Here is a 15,025-nt window from a genome sequence, read left to right as displayed (position 1 = left end):
AAACTGTTAACGGCTTATGACTGTCACAACCGAAATGCAATTGCAATCCTTATCCGCAAAATTACCGCCTTCAACTCACGAATTTTCGGAGATCATTCATCGCCTAGAAGCGGGTGGGGCGATGCTTCCCGATACCCCGGAAAATTTAATGCAAATTATCGGCATTTATAAAGCCTACGCGGTGCCGATGGATTTCTATTGGCGGGATTTATTATACATCGCCGAACGGGTATTTTTAAACCCTTTACCCTTTTTTAAATACTTCCTTCCCAAAGAGTATTTAGACCTGCACAATCATTATGCCGGAGACGATGCGGATTTAAGAATTTGGCGGGGAGAAGCCACCGCACACCCGGAATTATTGGCTTTTATTGAAAAGGGAGAAACCACCAAGCTTCCCAAATTACTCCATCATTTGTGGCACGACCGGATTAATATGGAGTTTGCAGAAGCCTGTATGCAAGCGATGTTTTGGCATCGAGAAATGGGCGGTCAATTTGACCCCTATCTCGATACCGACGAATACAAAGCCAATGCTGACCGGGCGATTAAAGCTTACTTCAAAAAGAATCCGGTGATGTTAAGCTTGTACAAGCTATTTCCGGATATGTTTCTCGAACAAGTTCGCCAACTTTCATATTACAGCAATTTGGGGCTATTCTGGGAAGTCATGGCGCCGGTTTTCTTTGAAATGAGCGACTTGTACGATGAAGGGAAAATTACCACCGTTCCCGAAGCGATGAACTTCTTGGTCAACGGAATTTTTGCCATTGCGGGGCGACCCATTTATCATCACGTTTATATCGATGGGGAATGCTACGAAATTATTCCCAAGTCGAAAGGCTTTATGTGGTTATATGAAGCCGCACTTCCCTATGTAGAAGCGGTATTTTATCGCACCGCACCCTTCCGGGGTACGAAGTCTTACAACGCCCAAGCCAACGAAGTTCCCCAGGATCAAAAAGACTTCCATTATGGCATTTTGTACGCCGATATTTTCCCGGTGGGAACTGCGGGAATTCCGCCGACTTTGTTAATGCAAGATATGCTGCATTTCTTACCGCCCTATTTGGTGGAATATTACCAAAAACACTGTCGGGGCGAGGACGATATGTTGATTCAGTTGGCGAACACTTTCCAACGTTCAATGTATTGTGTAACTTCTGCGGTTATTCAAGCGTTACGGACGGCTTTGTTGTATCCTTTAGATGATACAAATCCCCGGCATTTACAAGCAAATCGTGACTTTTTTGAGATGCAATTAGATCGCTTTAAACGTCCTGAAGCCCGTTTGAGAAATATCCAAACTCAAAATTATCGTTAAACGTTTTTGAAGCCTCTATCAACCTCTCCCCACCCCTCTCTTACCAGGAGAGGGTTTTTCTATTGTTGAATTCACATTGATTCCGAAATAACAGTAAGGTGGGTGAGGGAAAAAACTGAAGAATTTCAACGTTAACTCATCGGTTATCACCCACCCTACACGCAGCTAATATAACCTAAACTTGATGGATCTATAAAAAAACTGACAATGATTAATTCATCAAATTTCTGTCATCTTCCTGTCATTTTTCCTGTTTAAAGTTGCAGCGTCGAGTTCAAGAAGGCAGAACAAGAGATGACTAATCCCACACCAGGAACAACAGTAACAGGAGTGGTAACGGGTTTTGCCGATGATGGCGATGATTTTATATTAAATTGGTCGGGGGGTTCAACGATTGTCGATCCCGATCCTCGAGATGCGGATGAATTGGGTTTAATGATCGGGGAAACTGTCAATGTTTTTGTCAATGAATTCGATGGGGTAGAAATTGATTCTTCTTCGATTACTCGCCCCGATGGTTCTGTGGTATTGGGTGGAACTTCGACTGACTCGACGGACGATGCCACCACCGATGATTCGGCAGACGATACGGACGATGATGACGACGATGATGACGACGATGATGACGATGACGATATCGACGATAATCCGACTGTTCCCTCAACAGAGATTCAAGCGGGAACAACAGTAACAGGAGTGGTAACGGGTTTTGCCGATGATGGCGATGATTTTATATTAAATTGGTCGCGGGGTTCAACGATTGTCGATCCCGATCCTCGAGATGCGGATGAATTGGGTTTAACGATTGGGGAAACTGTCAATGTTTTTGTCAATGAATTCGATGGGGTAGAAATTGATTCTTCTTCGATTACTCGCCCCGATGGTTCTGTGGTATTGGGTGGAACTTCGACGACTCCTTCCCCAGGAACCCCTTCCGATCCGACAACGGATAATCCGACTGTTCCCTCAACAGAGATTCAAGCGGGAACAACAGTAACAGGAGTGGTAACGGGTTTTGCCGATGATGGCGATGATTTTATATTAAATTGGTCGGGGGGTTCAACGATTGTCGATCCCGATCCTCGAGACGCGGATGAATTGGGTTTAACGATTGGGGAAACTGTCAATGTTTTTGTCAATGAATTCGATGGGGTAGAAATTGATTCTTCTTCGATTACTCGCCCCGATGGTTCTGTGGTATTGGGTGAAACTTCGACGACTCCTTCCCCAGAAACCCCTTCCGATCCGACAACGGATAATCCGACTGTTCCCTCAACAGAGATTCAAGCGGGAACAACAGTAACAGGAGTGGTAACGGGTTTTGCCGATGATGGCGATGATTTTATATTAAATTGGTCGGGGGGTTCAACGATTGTCGATCCCGATCCTCGAGATGCGGATGAATTGGGTTTAACGATTGGGGAAACTGTCAATGTTTTTGTCAATGAATTCGATGGGGTAGAAATTGATTCTTCTTCGATTACTCGCCCCGATGGTTCTGTGGTATTGGGTGAAACTTCGACGACTCCTTCCCCAGAAACCCCTTCCGATCCGACAACGGATAATCCGACTGTTCCCTCAACAGAGATTCAAGCGGGAACAACAGTAACAGGAGTGGTAACGGGTTTTGCCGATGATGGCGATGATTTTATATTAAATTGGTCGGGGGGTTCAACGATTGTCGATCCCGATCCTCGAGATGCGGATGAATTGGGTTTAACGATTGGGGAAACTGTCAATGTTTTTGTCAATGAATTCGATGGGGTAGAAATTGATTCTTCTTCGATTACTCGCCCCGATGGTTCTGTGGTATTGGGTGAAACTTCGACGACTCCTTCCCCAGAAACCCCTTCCGATCCGACAATGAATGATCCGACTGTTCCCTCAACAGAGATTCAAGCGGGAACAACAGTAACAGGAGTGGTAACGGGTTTTGCCGATGATGGCGATGATTTTATATTAAATTGGTCGGGGGGTTCAACGATTGTCGATCCCGATCCTCGAGATGCGGATGAATTGGGTTTAACGATCGGGGAAACTGTCAATGTTTTTGTCAATGAATTCGATGGGGTAGAAATTGATTCTTCTTCGATTACTCGCCCCGATGGTTCTGTGGTATTGGGTGAAACTTCGACGACGACTTCCCCAGGAACCCCTTCCGATCCGACAACGGATAATCCGACTGTTCCCTCAACAGAGATTCAAGCGGGAACAACAGTAACAGGAGTGGTAACGGGTTTTGCCGATGATGGCGATGATTTTATATTAAATTGGTCGGGGGGTTCAACGATTGTCGATCCCGATCCTCGAGATGCGGATGAATTGGGTTTAACGATTGGGGAAACTGTCAATGTTTTTGTCAATGAATTCGATGGGGTAGAAATTGATTCTTCTTCGATTACTCGCCCCGATGGTTCTGTGGTATTGGGTGAAACTTCGACGACTCCTTCCCCAGAAACCCCTTCCGATCCGACAACGGATAATCCGACTGTTCCCTCAACAGAGATTCAAGCGGGAACAACAGTAACAGGAGTGGTAACGGGTTTTGCCGATGATGGCGATGATTTTATATTAAATTGGTCGGGGGGTTCAACGATTGTCGATCCCGATCCTCGAGATGCGGATGAATTGGGTTTAACGATTGGGGAAACTGTCAATGTTTTTGTCAATGAATTCGATGGGGTAGAAATTGATTCTTCTTCGATTACTCGCCCCGATGGTTCTGTGGTATTGGGTGGAACTTCGACGACTCCTTCCCCAGAAACCCCTTCCGATCCGACAACGGATAATCCGACTGTTCCCTCAACAGAGATTCAAGCGGGAACAACAGTAACAGGAGTGGTAACGGGTTTTGCCGATGATGGCGATGATTTTATATTAAATTGGTCGGGGGGTTCAACGATTGTCGATCCCGATCCTCGAGATGCGGATGAATTGGGTTTAACGATTGGGGAAACTGTCAATGTTTTTGTCAATGAATTCGATGGGGTAGAAATTGATTCTTCTTCGATTACTCGCCCCGATGGTTCTGTGGTATTGGGTGGAACTTCGACGACTCCTTCCCCAGAAACCCCTTCCGATCCGACAATACCCTCAATTCCCGTTTCCGATTTCCTCCCTGACGACTCGGCGGATGACTCGACTTCTGGGGACGGCGACACCTCTTCCGACGATTTGGAAACCGAAACCGAATTGGAACTGCCGATGGTGTTGGATGTCTACGAGGTCATCGATTCTATTAGTACGATCGCATTTCCGTTGATTTTCTCCACCAACATCACTGTTTCCGACTCCGAACCGGGTGAGGGAGACAACAACCTAGCCGGAACTCCCGAAGCCGACGAACTGTTTGCCTTTGCGGGTGACGATAATCTCAATTTGGGGGCCGGGAACGACGAAGCTAACGGCAACCAAGGTAACGATATCATCGATGCCGGGGCGGGTAACGATACCGTCCAAGGTGGCAAGGATGACGACCAAATCCTTGGCGGTACGGGCAACGATGAACTCTACGGCAACCTCGGAAATGATACGATTTCCGGCGACGAGGGGGACGACTGGCTGAATGGCAACCAAGGAAACGACGTTCTCGACGGCGCCGACGGCAATGATGAGGTTTACGGTGGCCTGGGGGACGACCAGGTGAAAGGTGGCGAGGGTGATGATATCATTTTCGGCAACCAGGGGTCTGACCTGATGGAGGGCAACGACGGTGATGATATCATTTTCGGCAACCAAGAGGCGGATACCATTTCCGGCAATGACGGTAATGATACGGCCTACGGTGGTCAGGGAGATGACCTGGTGGACGGTGGTGAGGGTGATGACGTGATCTTGGGTGACGGGGGTAATGACACCCTTGATGGCGGGGAAGGTGACGACCAACTCACCGGCGGCAATGGGGATGATCTCCTCATCGGGGCGGAGGGTTCAGACCTGCTCACCGGGGGGAATGGGAGCGATCGCTTTGTCCTCGTGGCGGGTTACGGCCCGGATACCATCACTGATTTTGCCGACGGCGAAGATACGATCGTCCTCGACGGTGGCATCAGTTTTGAACAACTCACCATTACTTCCGTTAACGGTCAAACTCAAATTGCTTTGGGTTCCGAAATTCTGGCGGAATTAGTGGGTATTGATGCTGGGGTGATTTCCTCGGATGACTTCAGTACATCTGTGTTCTAAAGATGCGTTTAACAAACGGCGACTGGTCGTTTGGGTTGAGGTAATACCGCTTCGCGGAAGTCAAAAGTCAGAAGCGCAAAGTGCGGGTATTGTGCGGTCTTGGGGTCACGCCTGCGTGGAGCGCGTTCCTTGCGACGGGCGCGGTTTCCGCCGAGAGCGCTTGCCTTGCGACGGGCGCCCAATAGTCGAGAGCGAAGTAAGCCGCTTTGCGGCAGGCTACGCCAACGCGCATAGAGCAAAGTTCGCGCATAGAGCGAAGTTCGCGATCTTCCGCAAAGTTTGCGATCTTCCGCGACGGACGTTCCCGGAGGGTCTTGGGGTCACGCCTGCGTGGAGCGCGAACTCCGTTGCTCTAGTTCCCAGAGTTGAAGGAAGTTCGCGCATAGAGCAACTTTGCAAGACAGTCAAAAGTCAGAAGTAGATAGGCTACGGGTTTGGACTAAATCATCTGTATCTCAACTTTAGAGAAATGGTATAAGTTCAATAGTGAGAAACCGGGTTTCTTCAGTAAGATTTTGATCGAGATGAAAAAATGTCATAGAAACCCGGTTTCTTTTTCATAACTGTTAGTTTCAACGATTTGTTCTAATCCTGTTTCTTGCAGTTTGTCAAGGGTTTTATTCGATCCCCCCTAACCCCCCTTGGAAAGCCAGGGCCGTTTCATTCTAGCAAAATCCAAAGCTTGAACCAGTGATTATTAAGCCATCTTTGACCTTCAGTAATAGAGACAAATCCTAACAGTCGAAACAGATTCATTGCTATAGTTTGGAGGATGGATAAATTCGTTCGGGCTTGAAAGTGATGGATTTGAGAACCATCCTCTTGAAATATTACATCTTTTACCCAATGCAACTGATTTTCTATTTGCCAATGTCCTCTGATTCGAGTCGCAAAAACTTCAGCTTTCTCCAAGAGACTACTGATGTAGTAAGCAACTTGGTGATCATCCTTGTCTCCTCTTTTACCCCATCTTTTAACTCGGATTAAGCTTTGAATTCCACACCAATTAGATTTTAGGGGTTCTATGCTCTTGAAAACTGAAACTTGGCGTTTGATTTGACGGCCATGACTTTTTTCTTGCTCTATATTAATACTGAAAGGCTGTTCTGAGTCAGTGATAGACTCTAAAGCTTGATACAATTTTTTTTGATTCTTTTTGACGGTGATTAAGTAGTGATTTTCTGAAGCTATGATTTGTTGAACCGTTGGCTTTTGGCAGCGCGGACTCCGGTCTTGGTGGTTTCCATCAAGGAGGAAGTCCGCAAGAGAGTGTAAAGCATCGAGAGTAAATACTTTTTTTGTGAAGGGTAAACTCCCGATCATCTCTTGAACTTGCTTGATTTCTGAAGAGTGTTTATTCTCAAAGCGATTTAATCCTAGAACAACTTGATACTCTTGACTATACAAGGAAACAAAATCATTTTACATCAAGCGGTCTCGCCAGTTTTATTTTTCAATTCCTGCCCTGAAGATTTAGGGGGGAATAACCTCTTTGAGTCAAGCGATCGCCTGGGTTTTTCTCGTTTTTTAGGGGTTCTAAAAAAAAAGGGACGAAATCGCATTCAGCTATAGCTTCTAGCGATCGCAAAACATTAGAACGGAACGGCCCTGCCTAAAGTTGGGGGGACAAAGGGGGGGCATCGCCAAAATTTCGCCTGTTTTTCTGCGTCGGGGTTTCTGGCATACGCCCTAACTTTAGGGGTTTGGTTTGAGAAAATCTAACAATTGAGAAGGCCGATTTTCACTGAATTTCTAACGGTTTGGCAATATCGGATAAATCGGAATTAGAAATTCGTTGGCGGACGTTATCGTAAGAAATATTCAGGTGTTGGGCTATTTCTTTATAAGAGAGTTCTTGGTGTACGAGGAGAACAAAAACTTCGCGGAGTTTGGGCGGTAAACGGAATTATATCGATTAATCTCTGCGTGTTTATACTGATTTGTGAATTTTTACCGGATAATTTTCTCGGTTTTATGATTAAAAACTAAGCTTTTATTAGGACTTTTGGAGAGTTCTAAATCTATCCCCGATATCGATACATTCAGAAGTTAACGCCAAGAAAATTGATCTGTAGAGACTTGAAGGGGAGAGTTTGAATAATAATTAGTAGGTTGGGTTTCTTTCCTCAACCTACAAACAGCCAGTTTTTGATGATGAGTATTGAACTGGACTGTATAGAACTGCTAAATTGATTGACGCTTTAACCCATTAAAAGTACAGTATCAATCACATGAATTACGCCGTTATCGGCTTCGATGTCGGGGGCGACGACGGTGGCATTTTTGACTTCAAAACCTTCGGTAAAAATGAGGGGAAGCGGTGAACCTTCAACGGTCGTTAGGGTTTGAAGTTCTTCTAAATCGGCTTTCTTGAGCCGACCGGGAACAACGTGATAGGTTAAAATGCGAGTCAGTTGGGGTATATTTTGGACTAACGTTTGTATGGTGCCGGGCGGAAGTTTGGCGAAAGCGTCGTCATTGGGGGCAAAAACGGTAAAGGGGCCGGGACTTTTGAGGGTTTCGACCAAACCTGCGGCTTGAACCGCTTGTACAAGGGTGGTAAATGAGCCTGCACCAACTGCAATATCAACAATATCAGCCATTGATTGTGTTTAACTCGATTGCTTTTGAGAATCCTTTTGTGTGGCTCTAGTTTAACATAATTGTTCCCCTGAAAAATGACAAGATCTTTTGATAGATTGGAGGTTGAACCTGATGGGATGGAAAGGGAAACAGAGGTTGGGGGTTGATAATTATTTCTCTCCTCTGTCAAACTAAGCTAAAGCCTCCTTCGGGAGGCTAAGTAAACGAATCGGGGTTTGACGGGGTAATTTTACTGACTGCGAGGACTTTGATAGGAGGCATAGGTATCAAATAAACCACCAACTAGACTACAGGTTATACCAATGATCAGACTTCCTTGTAAGGGATGTCCGCTGCCAAAGGTTGCCAAAAATTGTAAAATTTGTTGGCAGGAAAATTGACCGATGGTTTCGAGAAAGGGAAGACACCCGATAATTGCCGAGCTTGCTAAACCAAAACTGATCACCAGAATGGGAGTCAAAAAGCTCAGAACCATCGTTAGTAGAACCGAACGGAGAAAATCAGGAAAAATACTCATAGGAGAATGATAGAGAATTGAATTCAGCTAATGCCAGAGTAGGGGCAAGTTAATCTAGACTATTAACTTATAAGATAAAGGGAATTACTCGTTTCGTTCCACTCTGTCAGAAAACTTAAATTAATATTCAAAAAACTTGGTTAAGATTTGTACATAGTTGTTATTTTTCTTTGTCATTTTAAGGTGAGGATTGTTTTAAGTCAGATGCAAATTCATTCAAGTCTCGGAATTTGGACGCGCCGCTTCATTGCTGCTTTGTTTTTAGCCGGACAGGTAATTGTACATCTGTTTCAAGGTAAAATTCATCGTCGTAACACTTTAGAACAAATGGCAACGGTCGGGCCGGAGTCATTGCTAATTGCCTTGATCACGGCAGGTTTTGTCGGAATGGTGTTTACAATTCAAGTTTCCCGTGAGTTTATCACATTAGGTGCCGGAAATTTAGTGGGGGGTGTTTTGGCTCTTTCTCTGGCGCGAGAATTAAGTCCGGTGTTAACTTCTGTAATTGTTGCCGGACGAGTGGGATCGGCTTTTGCCGCAGAAATTGGCACGATGCAAGTCACGGAACAAATCGATGCGCTTTATGTATTAAAAACTGATCCCGTTGATTATTTGGTGATCCCTCGGGTGATTGCCTGTTGTTTAATGTTGCCTTTGCTAAATATTATCTGTCTGATTACGGGTCTGGCAGGAGGTTTATTTATTTCCAGTAGTCTATATAACATTCCGCCAAATTTGTTTCTGGAGTCGGTGCAGAATTTTCTCAGCCTTTGGGATTTAATTAGTGGCGAAATCAAAGCGGTGGTGTTTGGGGGGGTGATTGCGGTGATCGGTACCAATTGGGGGCTGACGACGACCGGCGGCGCCAAAGGTGTGGGACAATCGACGACAACTGCTGTGGTGACGGCTTTGCTGTCTATCTTTATTTTGGACTTTTTCCTGTCTTGGTTGATGTTTCAGGGAACGGGTAATGCTGTGCTTTAAGCTGTCCGGTGTAGGGGCGGGTTTAGCCAAAATGTATGTATCTCACTTTCAACCTAGATAAACCCCCCCTCGGAGTGACTAGAAATTATGATTTACCGAATTGCAGCAGATTTCGTTGTCGTTATTCACCTGGCTTTCATCTTGTTTGCGGTTGCTGGAGGCTTGTTGGTGTTGCGATGGAGGCGTTTGCTTCTGGTTCATATCCCCGCTTTCGGATGGGCGATTCTGATTTCATTTGCGGGGTGGGTTTGTCCTCTAACGCCTTTGGAAAATTGGCTGCGTCAACAGGGAGGAGAAGCGGGTTACAATACCAGTTTTATTGAACATTATCTCCTCCCTCTGATTTATCCGACGGCACTGACTCGCGGCCTACAAATCTTTTTAGGATTGTTTGTTTTAATTGTCAATCTCAGCATTTACAGTTGGCTGATTTTTCGTCGCCAACGCTGAGACTGTTCCCCAGGAATTATTTTTGGCAAATCTTTAAGTTTTCATCGGATCGAACTGAAAAAAATAGCCGCCAACACAATTAAACCTAAGAGCGCTAGGGGAACCCAAAAATTAGAGAGTTCTATCATAGTTTGAGTTAAAGTAAGTTTTCCGATAAAATAAAGAATAAAGGTAAACGGGAGAACCCGCGATGAATGTTCAAGAGTTGGTGACGTGGCTGCAAGAACGGAGCGCTTTGAGCCTACTTAACCCAGAAATTTTAGAAGCGATCGCTTCCCAACTTGAACACCGCACTGTCGCCGTTGAGCAAGCGATCGCCACTGAAGCAACATCACCCGAAGGACTCTACATTTTGCGATCGGGTCATATCGAAGCTCAACCGGAGCGGTTGCGATCCTACGGTTTGTTACCGGGATCGGCGATTAATCTTCAAGAATTGTTGGTGAATAAACCGGTTCGACAAACGTTAGTAACCCTCAGTGAATGTGAATTTTGGTTTATTTCGGCCGCATCTTTTCATCAATTGGTGAGTCAATATCCGGAAATTACTCAGGCTTTTTCTCAGAAATTAGTTGAAGAAGTTGAATCTTTATCTTCTCAACTGATTTATGAACAGGAACGAATGCTGATTTTACAGCCTTATTTAGTTCCGAAAGCCAGACGGGGAATTGTGGGGAGAAGTCGCTATGCGGTGCGACTGCGATCGCAAATTAAACAGGCGGCAAAAAACCGTGAGTCTGTATTAGTTTTTGGTGAACCCGGACTCGAAAAAGATAATATTGCGACATTAATTCATTTTGGTTCATCGGAGCGACGTAAACCGTTAATTAAAGTCGATTGTAGCACGTTACAAACGAGCGGTTTTGAATTATTTGGTCGGGTGGGGGGAAAACCGGGACTAATTGAAGCGTTGGGCGAAGGAAGTCTAATGTTTAATAATGTACACGATCTTCCGCCCGAACTTTTACCCGCAGTTATTAACCTGGTGAAAACGAAAACCTACACTCCGGTTAGTCGTGCGGGAGAACCAACCCCACAGCCAAAATCTTGCCAAGCCCAAATTATTATTGTTTCAGAAAGAGTTATTTCTGAACTGAGTTCTCTTGTTGAAAATTTAATTAAAGTTCCTCCGTTGCGGGTGAGAAAAGCGGACTTAGAAGATTGGGTCAATTACTATATTAGTTTAATTTGTCGCGCCAAAGGCATTGAAAAAGCCCGCATTAGTCCCGAAGCGTTGCGGCGGCTGCAAGCTTACGATTTTCCGAATAATTTACGGGAACTTCGCAACTTGGTTGAACGGGCAATTATTCAGCTAGAAGGCAGTTTAAAAATTACCGAAGAAATTATCTGGCCGTCGCAAACCAAGAAAAAACAATTTCGTCTCAATTTACTCAATACTTATCCCGGACTTCGGCATTTTCTTCGCAGTCCTTGGTGGCCGGATCGAATTAATTATGGGTTTACGCTAACCACTTTTGCGTTAATTGTGGGGATTTTATTTCTCGGCCCCCAAACCCGTTCGGAAAATTTTGCTTTAAATTTATTTTGGGCTTGGTGGTGGCCAATTGTTTTGATTTTGTTTCCGTTTTTAGGGCGGGTTTGGTGTGCGGTTTGTCCGTTTATGATTTATGGAGAAGTCACCCAAAAATTATCCCTGTGGTTGTTTCCCCGCAAACTAAAACGTTGGCCGAGACAGGAGGCTGAACGCTGGGGCGGATGGTTTTTGTTCGGGTTATTTGGTTTAATTTTACTCTGGGAGGAACTCTGGGATTTAACGAATACGGCTTATTTATCGGCCTGTTTGTTGCTGTTAATTACGGCCGGAGCGATGATTTTTTCGGCTCTATTTGAGCGGCGTTTTTGGTGCCGTTATCTCTGTCCCATTGGCGGGATGAATGGAATGTTTGCCAAACTTTCAATGACCGAATTAAGGGCGCAGCAGGGGACTTGTTCGGCCGAATGTACGACCTATCAATGTTATAAAGGGGGGCCGCAAAAAGGCGAAGGAATGGCAACCGATGGCTGTCCGTTGTATTCTCATCCGGCACAATTAGAAGATAACCGGGACTGTGTTTTGTGCATGACTTGTTTGAAAGCTTGTCCCCACCGTTCGGTTGAGTTTAATTTGCGTCCGCCGGGAATTGAACTCTGGACAACTCATGTGGCTCGCAGTTACGAAGTGGCGTTGTTATTTTTGCTGTTGGGAGCGGTATTTTTACACCATCTTCCCGAGTTACAAATTGAGTTAAATTTACCCTGGAATTTACTTGAGTCCCAACCTCATTTATGGCTGTCGGTGGCGGCTTTGAGTTTACCGGTATTGGTGCCGCTTTTGGCTCATCTGTTTATCCGGGGAATTGATCGGATTTTTCCGAGTTTTAAATCTCGCTCTTTTGTGGAACTGGCTTATGGATATTTACCGCTGGTTTTAGCCGGAAATTTAGCCCATTATTTGCGGTTGGGGTTGTCAGAAGGCGGACGTATTCTTCCGGTGGCTTTGGCGACTTTTGGCTTGAATGGTGAGGGATTACCGATATTAGTTGCTCATCCGGCGGTGATTAGTTTTCTCCAGGGAACGGGGTTGATTTTTGGCGCGATTACTGCTATAATTTTAACACAGAAAATCGCCCGTCAATCGTTTAAGTTTTTGTTGCCTCAGCATTTAGCGACTGTAATTTTAACGGTGTGTTTGTGGCAGGTAATTGTGGGGTATTAAGGCGAAGACGGTTTTTAGATGTGAAAATTTTAAGTTTGAGACACGGGAATTTCGATCTGAAAAGTTGTTCCTTTTCCCCATTCCGAAAAATATTGCAAATGCCCTTGATGCTTTTCAATAATACTGTAACTAATGGATAGACCCAAACCTACCCCTTGACCGACGGGTTTTGTGGTGAAAAAGGGATCGAATATTTTATCTTGAATTGTTGGATCGATTCCTTTGCCATTATCTTGAACTTGAACTTGAATGTGCGAAGATTCGGCGAAATATTGGGTGCGAATTGTTAAAGTGGGTTGGGGAATTTGAGACTCGTTTAAAGCTTCAATTGCGTTGGCAATTAAACTCAGAAAAACTTGATTGAGTTGACCGGCGTAGCATTCAACCTCGGGTAACTCTCCGTATTCTTTAATAACTTTAATTTCGGGGGATTTTGCGGATGCTTTCAGCTTGCCTTCGACCATCATTAAAGTATTGTCTAGTCCGGTATGAAGGTCAACCCATTTCATTTCGGCTTCATCGAGACGGGAAAAACTGCGGAGAGAACTTACAATTTGAGAAATGCGTTGTGTTCCGGTTTGCATCGAACGAATCAGACGGGGTAAATCTTCTTTGACAAAATTGAGATCAATTTCTTCTGTTTTCTCTTGAATTTCTGACGGAAGCGGGTTAAATTCCCGCTGGTAAAGTTGGAGTAACTCTAATAAATCAAAAGCGTATTGGTTGAGATGATAAATATTAGCATGAATAAAATTGACGGGATTGTTAATTTCGTGGGCAACTCCCCCGACCAACTGCCCCAAACTCGACATTTTTTCAGTTTGAATCAATTGGGCTTGCGTGGCTTTGAGTTGATTTAAAGTAGATTCTAATTCTATATTTTTTTCTTGAATTTCTTGAGTTCGCTGTTGAACTCGGTTTTCTAAAGTGGTATTATAATGTTCTAATTCTTCGCGAGATTTTTTTAAATAAGCGGTCATTTGATTAAACGTACTCGCCAAACTTCCGACTTCATCTTGAGACTCGACAGTTGCTTTGACTTCAAAGTTTCCTTCCATAATGCGAGTCGTTACATTCGTGAGTCTTTGAATGGGAAAAGCAATGGTTCGGCGGAGAAAACTTGCCATGACAATCGCTAAAATTAAAGTGATGATCCCAACGGCTAAAGCCGTCCACTGTCCGGAAATTAAGTTATAGTGTCCGGCCCTTAATTCCGCAGTTAGCAAGCCTTGTTGTTCGGTGACAATTTCATTGAGCAAGTCCAACATTTCGTTAGCCAGGGGTTCTACTTCGGTTTGAAAAAGGTAGAGATCTTCTCGGGATCGTTCGTCTTTTACCGCCGAAAAGATTTGCTGCTTGAGAAAATCAAATTGATCGAGATCTTCGGCCAGATTCTCAAAACTTTGCCACTGATTGTCCGTGAAAATATATTGATTGAATTCCAAGCTTTCCCAAGCCGCCTGATTTTTACGTTTTTGTGCGGAATACTGATAGCGAAAGGTCGAATTTGTCGTGGTGATATAAGCTTGTAAAGCCGCCACCATTAAAGTAAAAGAATTTTCAAACTCCGACATTGAGATGAGCAGATCTTGATGAATTGTTGAGGGAGATTGTTTTTTCTCCTCATCTTGCATCCGGTTAATTTCTTGCAAAATGCTATCGATCATTAACTGGCCTTGTTGTTGGTACAGACGCCAGGCGGGTTGATTGAGCAACATATTATCTTTTAAGATAAACATTCGTTCAGCCAAACCCGACCAATCTTGATAGATTTGATTGAGTTCCTGTAATTGTTGATATTGATCGGTTAAATTCCACCGTTCTGTCAGGGCGAGCAGTTGGATTAAATCTTTTTCAAATTCGTGTCTTGCAGCTTGATAATCGTCGCGAAATTCCGATCTTCCCGTTGCCAAATATCCGTGCAAACTCGAAAGCATTTTTAGCAAGTTCGCCTGAGCATTGGCGGAGTTAACGACGGTTGGCACCCGCAAAGATTCGGTCTGTTTGATGCTGATTCGCGCCTGGGTACTGCTCAGATAGTTAAAGCCAACGATAGAAAAGGTTAACACCACAAGCGCACCAAACCCCGCGTTTAATTTTTGTTTAATACTAAGATTTTTGAGAGAAACTAAAAAGCATCTGAGGGTGAACGAAGATAAATGATCGTTGGAGTTATACCCGGAGTATTTGCGATACAAAGTCCGGAAAAAATTCGGCTTAAAGTTCCACAGCATTGAGAATATTT

Annotated in this window: 9 protein-coding genes and 1 pseudogene; 5 read left to right on the top strand and 5 right to left on the bottom strand. The window is 44.5% G+C overall.

The window, feature by feature from the left end; genetic code table 11:
- Nucleotides 1–16 precede the first annotated feature (16 nt).
- The gene (locus ACL6C3_RS08315) at nt 17–1,324 is read left to right on the top strand and encodes a CO2 hydration protein (RefSeq protein ID WP_413166692.1); all 1,308 of its coding nucleotides are present in this window, start codon (nt 17–19) and stop codon (nt 1,322–1,324) included.
- A 294-nt stretch (nt 1,325–1,618) separates the two neighbouring features.
- Nucleotides 1,619–5,509: a calcium-binding protein gene (locus ACL6C3_RS08310; protein WP_413166691.1), complete on the top strand. Its 3,891-nt coding sequence runs from the start codon at nt 1,619–1,621 to the stop codon at nt 5,507–5,509.
- A gap of 660 nt (nt 5,510–6,169) precedes the next feature.
- Here ACL6C3_RS08310 and ACL6C3_RS08305 read toward each other — a convergent pair.
- The 4 genes and pseudogenes from ACL6C3_RS08305 to ACL6C3_RS08290 form a co-directional block, all read right to left on the bottom strand.
- Nucleotides 6,170–6,916 (bottom strand): ISAs1 family transposase, encoded by a 747-nt coding sequence (locus ACL6C3_RS08305; protein WP_413166690.1) that lies wholly within the window; start codon nt 6,914–6,916, stop codon nt 6,170–6,172.
- A 334-nt stretch (nt 6,917–7,250) separates the two neighbouring features.
- Nucleotides 7,251–7,400, bottom strand: a pseudogene (locus tag ACL6C3_RS08300) (RNA polymerase sigma factor); the annotation flags it as partial.
- Nucleotides 7,401–7,710: 310 nt separating this feature from the next.
- Nucleotides 7,711–8,112: a fasciclin domain-containing protein gene (locus ACL6C3_RS08295; protein ID WP_413166689.1), complete on the bottom strand. Its 402-nt coding sequence runs from the start codon at nt 8,110–8,112 to the stop codon at nt 7,711–7,713.
- 230 nt (nt 8,113–8,342) lie between these two features.
- Nucleotides 8,343–8,630: a hypothetical protein gene (locus tag ACL6C3_RS08290; RefSeq protein WP_413166688.1), complete on the bottom strand. Its 288-nt coding sequence runs from the start codon at nt 8,628–8,630 to the stop codon at nt 8,343–8,345.
- A 204-nt stretch (nt 8,631–8,834) separates the two neighbouring features.
- Between ACL6C3_RS08290 and ACL6C3_RS08285 the strand changes: the two genes are divergently transcribed.
- The 3 genes from ACL6C3_RS08285 (at nt 8,835) to ACL6C3_RS08275 (ending at nt 12,780) form a co-directional block, all read left to right on the top strand.
- Nucleotides 8,835–9,614: an MlaE family lipid ABC transporter permease subunit gene (locus ACL6C3_RS08285; protein ID WP_413166687.1), complete on the top strand. Its 780-nt coding sequence runs from the start codon at nt 8,835–8,837 to the stop codon at nt 9,612–9,614.
- Nucleotides 9,615–9,701: 87 nt separating this feature from the next.
- Nucleotides 9,702–10,064, top strand: coding sequence for a DUF2784 domain-containing protein (locus tag ACL6C3_RS08280; RefSeq protein ID WP_413166686.1), 363 nt, complete (start codon nt 9,702–9,704; stop codon nt 10,062–10,064).
- 190 nt (nt 10,065–10,254) lie between these two features.
- Nucleotides 10,255–12,780: a sigma 54-interacting transcriptional regulator gene (locus ACL6C3_RS08275; protein ID WP_413166685.1), complete on the top strand. Its 2,526-nt coding sequence runs from the start codon at nt 10,255–10,257 to the stop codon at nt 12,778–12,780.
- A 29-nt stretch (nt 12,781–12,809) separates the two neighbouring features.
- Here the strand turns inward: ACL6C3_RS08275 and ACL6C3_RS08270 are convergent, their stop codons facing one another.
- Nucleotides 12,810–15,014, bottom strand: coding sequence for an ATP-binding protein (locus ACL6C3_RS08270; RefSeq protein ID WP_413166684.1), 2,205 nt, complete (start codon nt 15,012–15,014; stop codon nt 12,810–12,812).
- Nucleotides 15,015–15,025 lie beyond the last annotated feature (11 nt).

Origin of the sequence: Capilliphycus salinus ALCB114379, from assembly GCF_047276495.1 — a bacterium.
Taxonomy (GTDB): domain Bacteria; phylum Cyanobacteriota; class Cyanobacteriia; order Cyanobacteriales; family Microcoleaceae; genus Capilliphycus; species Capilliphycus salinus.
Note: the sequence above shows the minus strand (reverse complement) of the source record. Positions and strands in the feature narration are given on the sequence as shown.